Genomic DNA, 18,023 nt, shown 5'->3' with positions numbered 1-18,023 from the left:
GCGCCCTAGATGACCAAGGGGAGCGAGAACTGGCCTCACGCGACGATAGTTCAAGCAACGTGACGGACAGCAGACGCCTTCAAACTAGGTCAGGCTTGCCGTTGCCAACATGGTATCCCGACCCGACTGGTCGGCGCAGCGGAGTTCTACCTGCCCTGCCGCCATCGTCCTGTGAAGCGTGACCTCGCCGCCTGCAAAAAGCGGTTTAACAGAGCGGAAGCTAAAGCTTCGGGGCGTCTTTTGCGGTGTCGACGGGTCTAGGGAAAAGCGGAGCAGATAGCTCGCCTGCAGGGGACCGTGGAAAACGAGCCCGGGATAGGCTTCTTCGTCGGTCGCATAGGGCTTGTCATAGTGAATGCGGTGTCCGTTGAAGGTGATGGCCGAATAGCGAAAGAGCAGAACCGGATCGGCGGAGAGTGTCACGACCGCGTCTCCGGAAGGCATTGCGACCGGCGGCTCAGCCTTGGCCTCTGCGCGCGGAACAGGGCCGCCCGTCTCCATTTTGCGATAGACGATATCCTGGCGCTCCTCGAGCGCAATGCCGCGCGGCGTCGCATAGTCGTGGCGCAGTGTGACGAAAATCATGTCGCCGCTGCGACCGGTCTTCAGGACCACGTCCTCGATGACCGAGCGCCGGCTGACAGTATCGCCGACCCGGAAATCGCCGAAAAATGTCAACCTGCCGCCGGCCCACATGCGGCGAGGGAAGGGGACGGGCGGGAGAAAGCCGCCCCGAGCCGGGTGTCCGTCGGCTCCCAGCCCTTTCATCGGGACGATATCCGGCGCCAGGCACCAATGGATGCCCAAGGGGGCGGCCATGCCATCCGTGACCGGTTCTTCAACGTCGAACACGGCATTGAGGCTCGCAGCCAGCCGGGGCGTGATCACGTCCTCGACCGTGCGTTCCCTGCCGATCCAGGTCCTCAGATGATCGATATCGACCTCTTCCATCTCGTATCCTTTCAATAGGAGCGCGGCATGCCGAGAACATGCTCGGCGATGAAGCTCAGGATGAGATTGGTCGAGATCGGCGCGACCTGATAGAGGCGTGTCTCGCGAAATTTACGCTCGACGTCATATTCCTCGGCGAAGGCGAAGCCGCCGAAGGTCTGCACGCAGGCCTCGGCCGCAGCCCACGAGGCCTCGGCGGCCAGCATCTTGGCGATATTGGCCTCCTCGCCGCAATTGGCGCCTTCGGCATAGAGCCGCGTGCCTTCCTCCACCACCAACTGGGCGGCCCGCATCTGCGCATAGGCGCGTGCGATCGGAAACTGGATGCCCTGGTTCTGCCCGATCGGCCGGTCGAAAACCACGCGCTCGCGACTGTAGCGGCTGGCCTTGTCGATGAACCATTTGGCGTCGCCGATACATTCGGCGGCAATGAGAAGCCGTTCGGCATTCATGCCGGAGAGAATATAGCGAAAGCCCTTGCCTTCCTCGCCGATGAGGTTTTCGGCGGGCACTTTGACATTGTCGAAGAAAACCTCGGTCGTGGCATGGTTCATCATGGTGCGGATCGGCCGGATGGTCAGGCCGGCATGCCTTGCCTCGCGCATGTCGAGGATGAAGACCGACAGGCCGTCAGTCTTCTTCGCCACCTGGTCCTTTGGCGTCGTGCGGGCGAGAAGCAGCATGAGGTCCGAATATTCGGCCCGCGACGTCCAGATCTTCTGTCCGTTGACGATGTAATGATCGCGTTCCCGCCGTGCGAAGGTCTTCAGCGAGGTCGTGTCCGTGCCGCTTGTCGGTTCGGTGACGCCGAAGGCCTGGAGGCGCAGCTCTCCCGAGGCGATTTTCGGCAGATAGGCCTGCTTCTGCGCCTCGCTGCCATGGCGAAGGATGGTGCCCATGATATACATCTGGGCATGGCAGGCGCCGCCATTGCAGCCGGATCTCTGGATTTCTTCAAGGATGGCGGCGGCGGCGGCAAGCGGCAGGCCCGACCCGCCATATTCCTCCGGGATGAGGGCCGCGAGATAGCCGGCCTCCGTCAGCGCCTGCACGAATGCGGCCGGATAGGAATTGTCGCGGTCGAGCGCCTGCCAATAGTCGCCCGGAAAGGCGGCGCAGAGTTTGGCTACTTCCTCACGGATCTCGGCATAGTTCTGATTTGACACGGTTTTTCTCGCCCTTCGCCTGAATTTCAGTTCAACCTATGGCGCTGCGGCTATAACTTCCAATACAGTTTGATGACCAAGGATATCGCGAAAATATATTGCTAGATCGCAATCTTGCGGACATCCGAAAGGTTGGCCAGATCGTCGATCCGGGCAAAGAGCGCGGAGGCTTCGTTCTTCAGGACCGGCCGGGCGAGGGTCATGAATTTCGCCTCGATCTGCGCATGGTCGGGAAAGCTGTCCGGTTCGCCCGACGGATCGGCGATATGACGCTCGAGCGTGCCGGCAGCGGTTTCGACGCGGATATGGGCGCCGAAGGGATGGCGAAGGCCCTCCAGCCGCTCGTCCTGGACGACATCCACCCGCGCCGCCAGCGCCTCGACATCCGGATTGCCGAGAAGCGAATAGTCGTCCCAGCCGAAGCCGCCCTTGTAGAGGGCGACGGCCGCCGTGAAGGGCATGGAGAACTGGCCGTCGACCACGCTTTTCGGGTGGCGCTTTTCGTCCAGCGGCGCGCCTGTCAGCACGATGCCGTTGCGATGCAGCCCGATCGTGACGCGCCTGATATCGAGTGCCGACCAGCCATGCTCTGCCCTGGCTGAAAGCAACCCGTCGATGGCCGCATGGGTATAGCGGCAGCTCGGATAGGGTTTCATGCCGATCTTCAGCGTTTCATAGATGCTGCCGAGCCCGGCGACCGCCATGTCGGGCCGGGGATTGTCGGTATAGCCAGTGAGGAAGCCATGCTTTCCTTCGATCGCGTCGGCCGCACCCAGGAAGCCCTCTGCGGCAAGGGTTGCTGCGATCAGACCGTTCATGGCGGATGCGCCGACCTGATAGCGCTTGTTCCAGGCACCGTTGACGAGAAATTGCAGCGAGCCCGCCGCCTGGCTGGCCGCAACGCCGAAGGCGGACGCAATGCCAGCGGCATCGAGCCCCAGCAGCTTGCCGGCTGCCGCCGCCGCACCGAATGTGCCGGCGGTGGCGGTCGGATGAAAGCCGCGCGCATAATGCGCCGTCGGGTCGAGCGCATTGCCGAGGCGGCAGCAGACTTCGTAACCCGCCACGATGGCTGCGAGCAGCTCGCGGCCTGACGCGCCGGTCATCTGGGCGGCGGCGAGCGCTGCGGGAATGACCGGCGCGCTCGCGTGAAGCGAACTGTCTGCATGGGTGTCGTCGAAATCGAGCGAGTGGCCGAGCGCGCCGTTGAGGAGGGCGGCGGTGGCCGGGATATAGCCGCGCGGCAGGCCGAAAACGGTTGCGGTGCCGGGCGCATCGAGGCCGAGCCGCCTGGCCATGGCGAAGATCGACGGCGTCGAATCCGCCTCCTTTGCCGCCCGCACGATACTGCCGGCAAGATCGATGAAGAGCTGCTTGGCGCGTTCCGGCACTTCAGGCGGCAGGTCCTGGTAATCCAGTTTCGCCACATAGTCCGACAGAATTTCGGTGATCCGGATCATCGCTCACTGGCCTCCCAAAAGTCGTTCGCGCGCGGCAACGATTTGCCGGGCGCGTTCCAGCACCGGTCTGTCGACCATGACGCCATCGACGGCCTGGGCCGCGCTGTCCTGAACCGTTGCGATGATTTTCATGGCCTGCGCAAATTCCGCGTCGCCGGGGGCAAGGCCGCGCTTGGCCGGTTCGACCTGGGCTGGATGGATCAGCAGCTTACCGCCGAACCCCATGCGGATGGCATAGCGCGCATCCTCTTCCACCGCCGTCTCGTCCTTGACGGCGAGCGTCACGCCGTCGATGGGCGCGGGCCGGTCGGCAAGGCGGGCGGCCAGCACGATCCGGTGCCGGGCATGGAGCAGCGGTTCGCGTTCATGGGCGCAGCGAAGATCGGCGGAAAAATCGACCGAGCCGAAGGCGAGGCGGTCGGCGGCCGGCGCCAGCGCCTCGACGGCGGCAAGGCCCCGGGCAGTTTCGACGATGGCAATGACGCGCTGGTGCGGCGCGAGCCGCTGGCGAAGCGCGGCGATCTCGGCGGCACTTTCCGCCTTCGGAAAGACAATCCCGGAAATGGGAAGCCGGGCGGCGATGACCATATCCTCCTCGTGCCAGGCGGTCGATGCGCCGTTCACGCGAAGGTAGATCGCGACCGTCGGATCGGGCTTGACGATCAGATCCGGCAGCGCATTGCGCGCGAACCCCTTGTTGGGCGCGGCAACGGCGTCTTCCAGGTCGACGATCACGGCGTCGGCGCCCGCCTGCAATGCCTTGTCGAAGCGCTCCGGCCGGTCGGCGGGAACGAACAGCAATGTCATGTCCTCGTCTGGCGCCACCGGTCCTCCGACCTCGTTATTCCCGTGCATCTCATGGGTTCGCGCCGGCAGTATCGCGGCCTAAATGGCGGCCGGCCAATACTTTTTTATGCCCCGCCTTATAGCCTCGCTGTATGGCGCCGCTCCATCTTGGCGATCACATTTTTCTATATCGCCCACATTAGAGTGTTATTTGAAGTGATGGCAGAAATCGGCAATGGTCGGGTGAGATCGAACCCGGAGCATTGTCACCCGTTCGATTTGAGGGATTTCTAATCAAACTGGCGGGCTCATGAATCCTGATCTTCAAGGCGTCCTCGTCGTCTCCGTGGAACAAGCGGTGGCCGCGCCTTACCTTTCCTGCAAGCTGGCCGATGCCGGTGCGCGCGTCATCAAGATCGAGCGTCCTGAGGGCGATTTCGCACGCGAATACGATCATCTCGTGCATGGCGAAAGCGCCTATTTCGTCTGGTTGAACCGGGGCAAGGAATCGCTCTGTCTAGATTTGAAGCTGGAGGAAGACCGTAACCTGCTGATGACCATTGTCGGCCAGGCCGATGTGTTCATCCAGAACCTTGCGCCCAGCGCCGTCGACCGGCTCGGTTTCGGGCACAGAACCTTGCGGGAGATGTTTCCGAAACTGATCACCTGCTCCATCTCCGGTTATGGCGAGGATGGCCCCTTGCGCGACCTCAAGGCCTATGACCTTCTCGTCCAGGCCGAAAGCGGACTGTCCGCCATTACCGGGAACGAATACGGCTCGGCCCGCGTCGGCGTTTCCGTCTGCGATATCGCCGCTGGAATGACGGCGACACAGGCGGTGTTGCAGGCGCTTTATGCGCGCGAGAAGACCGGCGAGGGGCGGCATATTGCCGTATCGCTCTATCATTCGCTGTCCGACTGGATGAATGTTCCCTTCCTGCAATTTGTCTATGGCGGCAAGGCGCCGGCGCGCAGCGGGCTCAGCCATCCGACAATCGCGCCTTACGGAACCTATGTCTGCGCGGATGGCCATTCGGTGCTGATCGCGATCCAGAACGAACGCGAATGGCAGACGCTCTGCGGTGAAATTCTCGGTCGGCCGGAGCTTTCCAAGGACCCGCGTTTTTCCTCGAACAGCGCCCGCGTCCAAAATCGCGACTCACTGGAAGCCGAGCTTAGGCCGACGTTCGCCCGTCTCGGGCGTGAGGCCATGGCGGAAAAGCTGCGCAATGCCCGCATTGCCTACGGCCGGGTGAGTTCGCTCGCCGATGTCGCCGACCATCCGCAAAACAGATATGTGACGGTGGAAACGCCGAGCGGGCCGGTGCGGATGCTGGCCCCTGCTGCTGTGGTCGAGGGGAAACCCGCCGTGTTCGGCGCCGTGCCGGCGCTTGGCGCCGACACCGATCGCATTCGCCTGGAATTCTCTCCCCCAGCGGGCAAAAGCTGAGCGCGCGGCCTTGCCGCGCGGCGACGACTTGACAGGCCAGCAACGATTGCTCCCATATAGAATTGTGAAGCTGAGCGTATCGGCTATAAAAGAATAATGGGAGGGGCAGGTGGATCTTCGGCAGCTGCGCTATTTCGTGGCCATCGTGGAGCAGGGTTCGTTTTCGAAGGCGGCGGCCACATTGAATGTCGCCCAGCCGGCGCTCAGCCTGCATGTGCGCAATATGGAAGCCGATCTCGGCACGGCCTTGCTGTTTCGCACGCCGCATGGCGTGGTGGCGACCGAAGCCGGCGAAATCCTGTTGCGCAATGCGCGCGCCATCATCGACCAGTTCCTCATCGCCCAGGAGGAAATCCGCGGCCATGAGGCCGAACCGTCGGGCGAGGTGCGGCTCGGCCTGCCCGGCACGATCAGCCAGATCCTCTCGGTTCCGCTGATCATTGCCGCCCGCGAGCGCTATCCGAAGATCAAGCTGCGCATTGCCGAGGCGATGAGCGGTTTCGTCGCCGAATGGATACGCGAGGGCCGCGTCGATATTTCCATTCTCTATATTCCCGTCGAAGATCGGGTGTTGAGTTCCTATCCCGTTCTGACCGAGGAACTGTGCCTGCTTGGCCCGGTCGAGCCGATTGCCGATGTGAAGGCGCCGGCCTTCGGAACGGTGGCGTTGAAACAGGTCGCTCCGCTGCCGCTCATCCTTCCCAGCTCCTCGCATGGCCTGCGAGAATTGCTGGAGCGCGAGGCGGCGACGAACCAGCTGCAGATGAACACGACGATCGAGGTCGATTCCTACGCCAATATCAAGGAACTGGTCGAAAAGGGCATCGGCTATTCGATCCTGCCCTATAATTCGATCGCGCGCGAAGTGCATGACGGGCGGCTGAGGTCCTGGCGTATCCACAAGCCGGAACTGAAACGCGAGGTCTATCTGGTGCATCCGGCCGACCGGCCGATGACCAATGCGGTCTCCACCATCGAGAAACTGTGCCGGGAAACACTGCTCGATCTGGCGGCGACCGGCCAGTGGCGGGGCGTGACGCCGCTTTCCGACGAGACATAGCGCGCCGCTATTCCCCCAAGCTGTTTATTGTCTTTGATCGCCCAGGGCATCTGACGCAACTTCCGCGCAGACTGTCAGGGAGGATGATCGATGCAGGACACGCTGGAGACCGGTGCACGGGCGGGCGGAAAATTGAAAGACAAGGTCGCCATCGTCACGGGCGCCGGCGGCGGCTTTGGCGAGGGCATTGCGCGGATCTTTGCAGAAGAAGGCGCCAAGGTCGCCGTGCTCGACATCCGCGCCGAGGCCGCCGAAAAGGTGGCAGCGGCGATAGGCCATGGCGCGATTTCGGTGGTGGCCGATGTCGGCGACAAGGCGTCGGTCGACGCGGCGGTGGCGGATGTTGCCGCCCGCCTCGGCGCGCCGGACATCGTCGTCAACAATGCCGGCTGGACCCACCGGAACCAGCCGATGCTGGAGATCGACGAGGAGACTTTCGAACGGGTCTACCGGATCAACGTCAAGTCGATCTATCTCATGGCGATGGCGACGGTGCCGCTGATGAAGGCGAAGGGCGGCGGAACCATCATCAATATAGGCTCGGTGGCCGGCATCCGCCCAAGGCCGGGGCTGACCTGGTACAATGGCTCGAAGGGTGCGGTGAATACGCTCTCGCAATCGATGGCCGTCGAACTTGCGCCCGACCGCATCCGCGTCAATTGCATCTGCCCGGTTCTGGGCGAGACGGGGCTTCTGGAGAGTTTCATGGGCCAGCCGGATACGCCGGAAAATCGCGCACGGTTCCTGACGACGATCCCGCTCGGCCGGCTGTCGCGTCCCGACGATATCGGCTATGCGGCGCTGTACCTCGCCTCGCCCGAGGCGTCACTTCTGACAGGCGTTCTCCTCCCCGTCGATGGCGGACGCACCATCTGAGGCGATCGCCGAAACAGTCCTTCAGCATGAGGCGCTTGATGTGATGATCAGGCGCCTTTTTGCGTCTTGGTGACGAGGGCAAACGTTCAGCGCCTGAACAAATGCGCGGTCTTTTCGCTATAACATTCCACTATGGCGCATAACGCAATTTGATAGTTTATTTGATATGATCGCCTGATATAGTTTCCCCCGAAAGCAGAGATTTCCCGTTTATTTCCAGCGGGTTCAATAAAATAACGATAGAAAAAATCTCTGCATCGCCGGGCAAGTTCTCAAGCCCGGGGGACATCGGACGCACCGATAGACGACGTCGCCACGACCGGTTGGAGGGTCTGGCGCGTTTTGCAAGGAGGAGTTGGACAGTGAACATTCGCGCGCTGATGCGGCAACTGAACCAGGAAAAGATCGTTTTCCTGCTGACGGTCCTGCTTCTGGTGATCTTTTCACTGACGCTGAAGAACTTCCTGTCGCCGGACAATATCCTGACCCTCATGCGCAGCGTCGCCGTGCTCGGCATTCTCGGGCTGGGCATGCTGATCGTGGTGCTGGGGCGCGGCATCGACCTTTCGCTGGTCGCGACCATGGCGATTTCGGTTGCCTGGGCGATGCAGCTCGTGTCGCAGGGCGTTCCGGTTTCCGTGGCGCTGACGACCGGCCTGCTCTTTGCCATCGGCATGGCGCTGGTGACCGGCATTCTGGTCGCCTATGCGGAAATACCGCCGCTTTTTGCCACGCTCGCCATGGCGACCTTCATCTATGGCTTCGGCCGGGCGCATCTCATCGTCGGCACGGACGTGGTCTACATGCCGAAAGACATGGGTTGGGTGATCAGTCTCGGGCAGGGCCGGCTTCTGGGCATTCCGATGCCGATACTCGTCGCGCTGGCCATGGCGCTTCTCGTCTATCTGTTCCTGAAATTCACCAAGGTCGGCAATTTCATCTACGCGATCGGCGACAATCTGGCGGCGTCGCGCATTGGCGGCATCGCCGTGCGGCCGATCCTTGTCCTGCAATATGTCCTGTCGGGCGCGATCGCCTTTGCCGCCGGCGTCATCACGGCCACCTCGGTTCAGGCCATGAACACGCGCATCGTCAATTCCAACATGATCTACGACGTCATCCTGGTCGTGGTGCTGGGCGGCGTCGGCCTGTCCGGCGGGCGCGGCAATGTCCGCAACGTCATTGTCGGCACGATGCTGATCGGCGTGCTGATGAACGGCATGACGATCATGGACATTCAATACACCGTTCAAAACGTCATCAAGAGCCTGATCCTGCTCCTGGCCATTGTCGTCGACAGCGTCGTCAACCCGCGCGACGAACAGACCGGCCAGCAAGGAGATATCTGATCCATCCATAAACTAAAAATGCACATTGAGGAGGAGCATGACATGAAGACAACTGGTTTGGTGAGGCTTGCCGCTGCGGCTTTGACCGCATTGACGCTCGGAGCGACGATCGCTGCGGCGGACGACAATATGAATGATCCCTATCGCGATCCGGCGCTGAGCGCGCTGAAAGGCAAGAAGGTGGCCTATCTGCCGATCTCGATCGGCTTCGATCTCGCCCAGGCCTGGGGCGGCGTCGTCAAGACCGAAGCGCTTCGCTACGGCATGACCTTCACCTCGCAGGACCCGAACTGGAACACGGATGCGATGGCGCAGGGCATGACCGCGCTGATCGCCGAGAAGCCCGATGTCATCGTCACCCAGAACCCCGACCTGCAGTCGCTGGCGCGCCTTCTCAAACAGGCGAATGCCGCCGGCATCGTCGTCGTGCAGATGAACATGCAGGGCGCCGTGCAGACTGATGCCTTTGTCGGGCCGGACTTCATCGCCATGGGCGAGGAAGAGGCCAATATGATGGTGAAGAAATGTGGGGCCGATACGCAGACCTCCCATAAGGTCGCCATCGTCCAGGGCGTTCTGACCGGTGGCGTCAGCTACTATCAGGTCCAGGGCATGATGAAGGTCTTCAACGCGCATCCCGAAATCAAGATCGTCTCCAGCCAGGCGGCCGACTGGGATGCGTCCAAGGCACGCGCGATCACCGAAACGGCGCTGCAGCAGAACCCCGACCTTTGCGGCATCGTCGATGTCTGGGACGGCCAGGGCATTGGCACCGGTGCCGCCATCAAGCAGGCCGGCATGCAGGACAAGGTCTTCTTCATAACCTCGGGCGGCGGCGCACAGAGCATGTGCGACAATCTCGCCGACGGCACCTTCTCGGCCGCGATCAACTACAATGCGCCGGGCATGGGCCGCGACGCCTGGACCGCCATCATGGCCGCTCTCCAGAACAAGAAGGGCGCCGGCGCGATCAAGACGCAGATCTATTCGCCGACCTATGTGATGACCAAGGCCGATGTGAAGGCGGGCACCTGCTGGGACCCGCAGCAATACGCAAAAATCCTGCGCTGAACCTGCAAATCGACGTGGCCGGATTTCCCCGGCCACGTCATCCGGACAGCCATTCGACTGAATTGACTGAATGAGGAGGCATGCCTTGGCGGCGGCGAACACCATTACGAAGCTGAGATATCGCTTCATACCGGATCATGTGATCGGCGAAATCCTGTCGAAGAAATGGATCGACAATGCGATCCCCTTCCTGGTGCTCGTGGCCGTGGTCCTCGTTTTCGGCGCTTTGATTCCGAATTTCTACACCGGCAGCAATCTTTCCATCCTGTCGCGCCAGCTCGGCGAGTTTTCGCTCGTCTGCATCGCGATGATGGTGGTCATCGTGGTCGGCGGCATCGACCTGTCGGTCGGCTCGAATTTCGCGCTCGCCAATTTCATGACGCTGGCGCTGCTCAATCTGGCGCAATGGCCGATCGGCGTGACCATTCCCGCCGTTGTCGTGATTTCCGGGGCGGTCGGCCTTTTGAATGGCGTCCTCGTCGGTTACCTGCGGCTGCGGGCATTCCTGACGACGCTGGTCACGCTCATCATCGTGCGCGCCGTCGTCGACATGCTGCTTTTGAAATATGCGCAGGCCATGTCGACCAGCTTCTACGATTCAACCATCTGGGACCTGATGGGCCTTGGCGGCTTTTTCGGCATCCCTTTCTCGTTTTGCGCCCTGGTTATCGTTGCGATTGTCGGCCATGTCCTCCTCACGCGCTCGCGTCCCGGTTGGCGGCTGATGGCCATTGGCGGCTCGCGCCGCTCGGCCCACAATATCGGCCTGTCGGTGCGCGGCACGATCTGCGCGGCCTATACGATTTCCGGCATGCTTTGCGGGCTCGCCGGCGTGCTTTACGCAGCGCGGCTTTCGGGTGCTGGCACCGACACGGGCATGGGGCTTGAAATCTCGGCCCTGACGGCGGCCGTGCTGGGCGGCAATAGTCTCGGTGGCGGGCGTGGTTCGATCGTCAAGGCGCTGATCGGCTCCGTCATCGTTCTTCTGCTGACGAGCGGCGTGCTCCGGCTCGGCTTCAATTCGGGCTCTGGTCCGATGGTGCTCGGTCTGACGCTGATCTTCGCCGTCTTCATCGACGTGCGCTGGCTGAAGAACCGCGACAAGCTCCTGAACAAGGTCTATGTGTCCCCAACCTATATCGAATTGCCCGAGCCGCATTCGACCGAAGCGACGGCCAAGACCGCCTTCGCGCTGAACGACCGGCTGAAGGATGTCGAGATCATCGGTCTCGGTGCGGTGGAATCGCCGGAGGATGTCATCCTTGATGACGAAGACTACCTCTATTGCGGCACGCGCCGCGGCGATATCGTCCGCTTCGCCCCGCCGGATTATTCGACCCACGAAATCTACGCCCATATCGGCGGTTCGCCGCTCGGCATGAGCTGGGACAAGGATCGCAACCTGCTCGTCTGCGTCGGCGGCATGGGTCTCTACAAGATCGACCGGCAGCGCAATGTCAGCAAAGTGACCGATGAAACCAACCGCTCGAAGCTCTCGGTAGTCGACGATTCGCGCCTGCGGCTGGCTGACGATCTCGACATCGTGCCCGACGGCCGCATCTTCTTCTCCGAGGCGACGATCCGCTACGAGATGCATGACTGGCCGGTCGACGCGCTGGAAAGCCGCGGCAACGGGCGCATCATCTGCTACGATCCGCGCAGCGGCAAATCGCAAACCGTGCTCAGGAACCTGATATTCCCGAATGGCGTCTGCACGGCGCATGACGGCCAGTCCGTTCTCTTTGCCGAAAGCTGGGCCTGCCGCATCAACCGCTATTATGTCAGCGGCCCCAAGGTGGGAACGATGGAGCGCGTGGTCGATCGCCTTCCGGGCTATCCGGACAATATCAACCGCGCCTCGGACGGAACCTATTGGGCGGCGATCATGGGCATGCGCTCGCCGGCGCTCGACGTGGCGCTGCGGATGCCGGCCTTCCGTCGCCGCATGGCGCGGCGCATCGCACCGGACCAGTGGCTCTATCCCAATCTCAATATCGGCTGCGTCATTCGCTTCAACGATCGCGGCGAGGTGCTGGAATCGCTGTGGGACCAGGGCGCGGAAAACCATCCGATGATCACCTCCATGCGCGAGCACAAGGGCTATCTCTACCTCGGCGGGATCACCAACAACCGCATCGGCCGCATCAAGCTCGACGGGCATGATGCCTCCTGGTCCGGCTACCAAAGCTATTGGGGAGTTTGATCATGGCCAATATCCTGCGCAACTGGCTCGACAATTTCCTCGGCAGCGGCGATGCCGCCGTGACCGTGCCGCCGCTCGACGGCGCGCTGAAGCCCAACAATCGCCTGGAAGAGGCGCCGAGGGGGATCACGGTTCCGCAGCCCGATTGCTGCGTGACGACGCCAGCCGGGCTCATCTATTCGAGCGGCAACACGCTCTTCCTGATGCCCTTCGACGGTAGCGCCGGCCGGGAATTCCACCGCGCCGCCTCGGAGGTGACAGCGCTTGCCGTCTCCTCCGCCGGCATCCTTGCGCTCGCCATCGCCGGCAAGATCCAGTTCCTCGATCTCAGCGGCGCGCCGATGAGCGGGCTCTCCGGCGGCCAGCAGAATTGGACCACCGTGACAGCCCTTGCCTTCGCCCCCGACGACACACTCGTGATCGCCGTCGGATCGAGCAAGAACCTGCCTGCCGACTGGCAGCGCGATCTTCTGGAACGCGAACGGGCGGGCTTGGTGTGGCGGCTTGTGCCATCCACGGGAAAGGCGACCCAGTTCGCCCAACGTCTGCGCTATCCCAACGGTCTTGCCGTCGCGCCGGATGGAACCATCATCGTCTCGGAAGCCTGGGAAAAGCAGTTGATCCGGCTTGCCCCCAATGGCACGCTGATCGGCCAGGTGATCGAGGACCTTCCGGGTTATCCGGCCCGCATCAGCCCGTCGGGCAGAGGCGGCTATTGGCTGTCCGTCTTTGCGCCGCGCAGCCAGTTGATCGAATTCGTTCTGCGCGAGCCAGCTTACCGAAAAGCCATGATGGCGGAGGTCGACAAGGAGTTCTGGGTCGCGCCGGCATTGCGCAGCGGCTATTCTTTCCGCGAGCCGATGCAGGGCGGCGCGTTGAAACAGATGGGCATCCTGAAGCCCTGGGCGCCGACGCGCTCCTATGGTCTCGTCGTCGAACTGACCGGCGATTTCGTTCCCGCGCGCAGCTTCCACAGCCGCACCGGCGGCCGGCGCCATGGCATCACCTCGGCGGTCGAGGCAGACGGTAAGCTCTGGATGACCAGCAAGGGCGGGGACGAAGTCTTCGCCATCGACCTGGGAGGCAATTGACATGAGCCCGATCGTTGAGATCAAGGACGTCACCAAGGAATTTCACAGCGTCGCGGCGCTGCGCAATGTCAGCTTCACGCTGATGCCCGGCGAAATTCATTCCCTTCTCGGTGAAAACGGCGCCGGCAAGTCAACCCTGACCAAGATCCTGGCGGGTGTTTACGAGCCGACGAAAGGCGAGGTCTTCTTCCAGGGGCAGCCGATGGAATTCGGCAGTCCGGCCGATGCGCTGCGCAAGGGCATTGCCATGGTGTTCCAGGAGACGAGCCTGGTTCCCTCGCTGACAGTGGCCCAGAATATCTATCTCGGCAACGAGAAATTCCTGAACCGCCTGCGCGGCATCTATATCGCTGCCCAGCAATTCCTGCAGTCGCTGAATTTCGGTGTCGACCCCACCATGTATGTGTCGCAGCTGGGTGCGGCCCAGAAGCAGATGGTGGAGATTGCCCGCGCCGTGCATCACAAGGCGAAGGTGATCATCTTTGACGAACCGACCGCCACGCTGACGCCGGAGGAAAAGCACCATTTCTTCGCGCTGGTAAGGCGGTTGAAGCAGGACGGCGTGTCGATCATCTTCATTTCGCATGCGCTGGAGGAGGCGCTGGAAATCTCCGACCGCATCACCATCCTGCGCGACGGTCAGCATGTCGTGACCGACGAGGTGAGGAATTTCGACCGCGACAAGATCATCGCCTCGATGGTCGGCCGTTCCCTGTCGGAGGAGCTTTACAGCCGCGACAAGACGCGCGCCGCACGCCCCTATGGCAAGAAGGTCCTTTCCGTGCAGAACCTTTCCATGGGCAAGATGGTCCGCAACACCTCGTTTTCGGTCTATGCCGGGCAGATTACCGGCATTTTCGGCCTGATCGGCTCAGGCCGCACCGAGACGGCCAAGATCATTTCCGGCGTGGTGAAGCGCGATTTCTTCCATGGCGGCGAGGTCCGGCTGGAAGGCAAGGCGGTGCGCTACCGCGTGCCGCGCCCGGCGGTCAAGGACGGCATCGTCTATGTCACCGAGGACCGCAAGCTGGAAGGTTTCTACGAGACCAAGTCGATTGCCGAAAACATCTATCTGAACCTGCTCTCCGCCGATCTCAACAAGTCCGCCATCTTCAGCCGGTCCGAAATGATGGAGCTGGCCGGCGATTGGACCAAGCGGCTGAATGTCCGGGCGATCGATGCCGATGCGCGCGTCATCGAACTGTCGGGCGGTAACCAGCAAAAGGTGGTGATCGCCAAGTCGCTGGTCCAGAAGCCGAAGCTGGTGATTTTCGACGAGCCGACGCGCGGCGTCGATGTCGGCGCGATTGCCGAGTTGCACCAGGTCATCAACAGCCTGGCGGATGCCGGGCTCGCCGTGGTCGTCATTTCCTCGTACCTGCCGGAAATCCTGAACCTTGCCGACCGCATCCTGGTGTCGCGGCAGGGCCGCGTGGTGGAGGAATTCTCGGTCGAGGAAGCGACCGAGGAAAAGATCATGTATGCGGCCGTCCACTGAAGGTGGCTACCGGAGGAATGCCGGTTTGCCGGCGAAAGGAGACTATCGATGAAAATCAGAGCGGCCGTGTTGGAGGAAATGGGCCTCGAACGCCCCTATGCCAAGAGCCTGCCCCTCAAGATCCAGGAGGTCGATCTCGACGGGCCGGGACCGGGCGAGGTACTGGTGAAAATGGCGGTTGCCGGACTTTGCCATTCCGACCTTTCGGTGATTGACGGCAATCGTCCCCGCCCGCTGCCGATGGTGCTGGGCCACGAGGCCTCCGGCATCGTCGAGGAGGTAGGCGACTATGTCGAGGACCTGAAGCCTGGCGATCACGTCGTCTTCGTCTTCATGCCAAGCTGCGGCCATTGCGCGCCCTGCTCGGAAGGCCGGCCGGCGCTTTGCGAGCCGGGCGCCGAGCACAATGGCAAGGGCGATCTCCTGACCGGCGCGACGCGGCTGTCGCGCAACGGCGAGAGGCTCCTGCATCATGTCGGCGTTTCGTCCTTTGCCGAATATGCCACGGTGTCGCGCCGCTCGCTGGTCAAGATCGATCCGGAAATCCCCCTCGATGTCGCAGGCCTGATCGGCTGCGCCGTGCTGACCGGGGCGGGCGCGGTGTTCAATACGGGCGACGTCAAACCGGGCGGCACGATGGCGGTGGTCGGGCTTGGCGGTGTCGGCCTGGCGGCGCTGATCGGCGCGGTCGCGGCGGGCTCTGAAACCATCGTCGCCATCGACCGGCTGGATTCAAAACTCGCCTTTGCCAGGGAACTCGGCGCCACGCATACGTTCAACGCCGACGATCCCGACGTGACGGCCAAGGTGCGCGAGGCAACGAAGGGCGGCGTGCAGGCGGCGCTCGAATTCGCCGGCTCCGCCAAGGCGCTGGAATTCAGCTACGCCATCACGCGCCGGGGCGGCACGACGATCACGGCGGGCCTGCCGCATCCCAAAGCGATGATGTCGATCCCGGCCGTGTCGCTGGTCGCCGAGGAGCGGACCCTGAAGGGCAGCTATATCGGCTCCGGCGTGCCGTCGCGTGACATTCCGCGCTTCCTCAATCTTTTCCGGCGCGGAAAACTGCCGGTGGACAAGCTTCTGACCCATCGCCTGAAGCTGGACGAGATCAACGAAGGCTTCGACCGGCTGTCCGACGGCTCGGCCGTGCGTCAGATCGTCGAATTCCCATGAAGCCATTGATGCGGCAGGTCCTCCCAAGCCTGCCGCGCGGGCAAATTTTCCATTTCAGATCCGGAGTATGAGACATGGCCAGAACCGAGGGCATCAAGGATTTTCGGTGTTACATCAATGGCGAATGGGTCGGCGCGCAATCCGGCGAGACCTTCGAGTCGCATGACCCCTTCACCGCCAAGGTCTGGTCGCGCGTTCCCAAATGCGATGCGCGCGACGTGGATCGCGCGGTCGAGGCGGCGCGGAACGCCTTCGACAAGGGCGAATGGCCGGCGCTGACGCCGAGCCAGCGGGGTCATCTGCTGCGCAAACTCGGCGACCTGATCGCCCGCGATGCCGACCATCTGGCCTCCACGGAAGTGCAGGACAATGGCAAGCTTTACGCCGAAATGCGCGGCCAGGTCGGCTATATCCCGCAATGGTTCTATTATTTCGCTGGCATGGCGGACAAGGTCGAGGGGGCGGTTCCGCCGATCGACAAGCCGGACATGTTCACCTATACGCGCCACGAACCGGTCGGCGTGGTCGCGGCGATCACGCCGTGGAATTCGCCGCTTCTGCTTCTGACATGGAAAATGGCCCCGGCGCTGGCGGCCGGCTGCACCATGGTCATCAAGCCCTCCGAATTCACCTCCGCCTCGACGCTCGAACTCATGCGGCTCGTGGAAGAGGCGGGTTTCCCCAAGGGCGTCGTCAATGTCATCACCGGCTTCGGCCAGGATGTCGGCGAGGCGATTTCGACCCATGACAAGATCGACAAGATCGCCTTCACCGGCGGCGAGGTGTCGGGCCGCCGCATCATGCAGCAGGCCTCGGTGAATTTCAAACGGCTGACGCTGGAACTGGGCGGCAAATCGGCCCAGCTCGTCTTCCCGGACGCCAATATCGACAATGCCGTCAAGGGCGTCGTATCGGGCATTTTCGCGGCGACCGGGCAGACCTGCATTGCCGGTTCGCGGCTGCTGGTGCATGAATCCATCCATGACGAGTTCCTTGAGAAATTCCTGGCGCTTGCCGCAACCGCCCGCATGGGCGACCCGATGGAAATGACCACGCAGGTCGGTCCGGTGACCACCCAGCCGCAATTCAATCGCGTCCTGTCGATGATCGACATGGCCAAGAACGAGGGCGCGACGATCCGCATGGGCGGCAAGCCCGCCGACCGGCCGGAATGCGGCGATGGCTGGTTTATCGAGCCGACCGTCTTTGCCGATGTGAAGAACGAGATGCAGATCGCCCAGCAGGAGGTCTTCGGGCCGGTCCTGTCGGTGATCCGCTTCAAGGACGACGACGAAGCCTATCACATTGCCAATGATACGGCCTATGGTCTGGCCGCCGGCGTCTGGACCAGCGACATGGCGCGCGCCTTCACCGCCGCCAAGCGGCTGCGGGCAGGGACCATCTGGACCAATACCTATCGCGCCGTCTCCTACATGATGCCCTTTGGCGGGATCAAGAATTCGGGCATGGGAAGGGAAAGCGGGCAGGACGCCATCTATGAATTCCTCGAGACCAAGGCCGTCTGGCTCGCCTTCAACAAGGATGTGCCGAACCCCTTCGTCATGCGGTGAGGGGGCATATTGACCGGGAAATGGATCGCCGATCCGGTCTTCGAAATTATCTTGTTGAACGACCTTCAGCCGCCTAAAGACAAAGGGTGTTGAGGTCGGCGTTCCTCAGAAACCGACCTTTTCGCTGCCCTTGAGGTCCAGGATTTCACGCGCCTCGTCGGGGGTCGCCACCTCGCATCCCAGTTCCTCGACGATTCGACGAACCTTGACTACCTGTTGGGGTGCTGTCAGGTTAATCCGGACGAGCGCGCATCCGGTGGGGTTGGGGTGATCAGGTGGCAATTCCGGCCACGTCTTTCCAATGTGCGATCGCCC

15 protein-coding genes are annotated in these 18,023 nt (G+C 62.3%); 10 read left to right on the top strand and 5 right to left on the bottom strand.

The window, feature by feature from the left end; translation table 11 throughout:
• Positions 1–84 precede the first annotated feature (84 nt).
• The 4 genes from ABID16_RS22380 to ABID16_RS22365 all read right to left on the bottom strand — a co-directional run bounded on the left by ABID16_RS22380 (position 85) and on the right by ABID16_RS22365 (position 4,384).
• On the bottom strand, positions 85–951 hold the full coding sequence (locus ABID16_RS22380; protein WP_354558598.1) for an HTD2 family dehydratase: 867 nt from the start codon (positions 949–951) through the stop codon (positions 85–87).
• A gap of 11 nt (positions 952–962) precedes the next feature.
• Positions 963–2,117 (bottom strand): acyl-CoA dehydrogenase family protein, encoded by a 1,155-nt coding sequence (locus ABID16_RS22375; RefSeq protein ID WP_354558597.1) that lies wholly within the window; start codon positions 2,115–2,117, stop codon positions 963–965.
• A 101-nt stretch (positions 2,118–2,218) separates the two neighbouring features.
• Positions 2,219–3,577: an MmgE/PrpD family protein gene (locus ABID16_RS22370; protein ID WP_354558596.1), complete on the bottom strand. Its 1,359-nt coding sequence runs from the start codon at positions 3,575–3,577 to the stop codon at positions 2,219–2,221.
• Between the two features lie 3 nt (positions 3,578–3,580).
• Positions 3,581–4,384, bottom strand: coding sequence for an HpcH/HpaI aldolase/citrate lyase family protein (locus tag ABID16_RS22365; RefSeq protein ID WP_354558595.1), 804 nt, complete (start codon positions 4,382–4,384; stop codon positions 3,581–3,583).
• Positions 4,385–4,673: 289 nt separating this feature from the next.
• Between ABID16_RS22365 and ABID16_RS22360 the strand changes: the two genes are divergently transcribed.
• The 10 genes from ABID16_RS22360 (at position 4,674) to ABID16_RS22315 (ending at position 17,708) form a co-directional block, all read left to right on the top strand.
• A complete protein-coding gene (locus tag ABID16_RS22360; protein ID WP_354558594.1) occupies positions 4,674–5,813 on the top strand; it encodes a CaiB/BaiF CoA transferase family protein in 1,140 nt (379 codons plus the stop codon).
• 109 nt (positions 5,814–5,922) lie between these two features.
• Positions 5,923–6,873 (top strand): LysR family transcriptional regulator, encoded by a 951-nt coding sequence (locus tag ABID16_RS22355; protein ID WP_354558593.1) that lies wholly within the window; start codon positions 5,923–5,925, stop codon positions 6,871–6,873.
• A gap of 90 nt (positions 6,874–6,963) precedes the next feature.
• On the top strand, positions 6,964–7,749 hold the full coding sequence (locus tag ABID16_RS22350; RefSeq protein ID WP_354558592.1) for a glucose 1-dehydrogenase: 786 nt from the start codon (positions 6,964–6,966) through the stop codon (positions 7,747–7,749).
• Positions 7,750–8,129: 380 nt separating this feature from the next.
• Positions 8,130–9,098, top strand: coding sequence for an ABC transporter permease (locus ABID16_RS22345; RefSeq protein ID WP_354558632.1), 969 nt, complete (start codon positions 8,130–8,132; stop codon positions 9,096–9,098).
• A 42-nt stretch (positions 9,099–9,140) separates the two neighbouring features.
• Positions 9,141–10,169: a sugar ABC transporter substrate-binding protein gene (locus ABID16_RS22340; RefSeq protein WP_354558591.1), complete on the top strand. Its 1,029-nt coding sequence runs from the start codon at positions 9,141–9,143 to the stop codon at positions 10,167–10,169.
• 85 nt (positions 10,170–10,254) lie between these two features.
• Positions 10,255–12,372, top strand: a complete 2,118-nt coding sequence (locus ABID16_RS22335) for an ABC transporter permease (protein ID WP_354558590.1) — start codon at positions 10,255–10,257, stop codon at positions 12,370–12,372.
• Between the two features lie 2 nt (positions 12,373–12,374).
• Positions 12,375–13,463, top strand: a complete 1,089-nt coding sequence (locus tag ABID16_RS22330) for a strictosidine synthase (protein WP_354558589.1) — start codon at positions 12,375–12,377, stop codon at positions 13,461–13,463.
• Between the two features lies 1 nt (position 13,464).
• Positions 13,465–14,961 carry a sugar ABC transporter ATP-binding protein gene (locus tag ABID16_RS22325; protein ID WP_354558588.1) on the top strand — a complete coding sequence of 499 codons (1,497 nt, stop codon included), beginning with the start codon at positions 13,465–13,467 and terminating at the stop codon, positions 14,959–14,961.
• 48 nt (positions 14,962–15,009) lie between these two features.
• A complete protein-coding gene (locus tag ABID16_RS22320) occupies positions 15,010–16,137 on the top strand; it encodes a zinc-dependent alcohol dehydrogenase family protein (protein WP_354558587.1) in 1,128 nt (375 codons plus the stop codon).
• A 74-nt stretch (positions 16,138–16,211) separates the two neighbouring features.
• A complete protein-coding gene (locus tag ABID16_RS22315) occupies positions 16,212–17,708 on the top strand; it encodes an aldehyde dehydrogenase (protein WP_435532467.1) in 1,497 nt (498 codons plus the stop codon).
• Positions 17,709–17,813: 105 nt separating this feature from the next.
• On the opposite strand, the gene ABID16_RS22310 is transcribed toward ABID16_RS22315, so the two are convergent.
• Positions 17,814–18,023, bottom strand: a 210-nt coding sequence (locus tag ABID16_RS22310; protein ID WP_354558586.1) for a 3-keto-5-aminohexanoate cleavage protein, incomplete at its 5' end; no start/stop codon positions are given.

The sequence above is a fragment of the Limnomicrobium aquaticum genome, assembly GCF_040545545.1.
GTDB classification, from domain to species: Bacteria; Pseudomonadota; Alphaproteobacteria; order Rhizobiales; family Rhizobiaceae; genus Ensifer_A; species Ensifer_A aquaticum.
The sequence above is the reverse complement of the archived record's forward strand: the minus strand, read 5'-3'. Positions and strand labels throughout refer to the sequence as shown.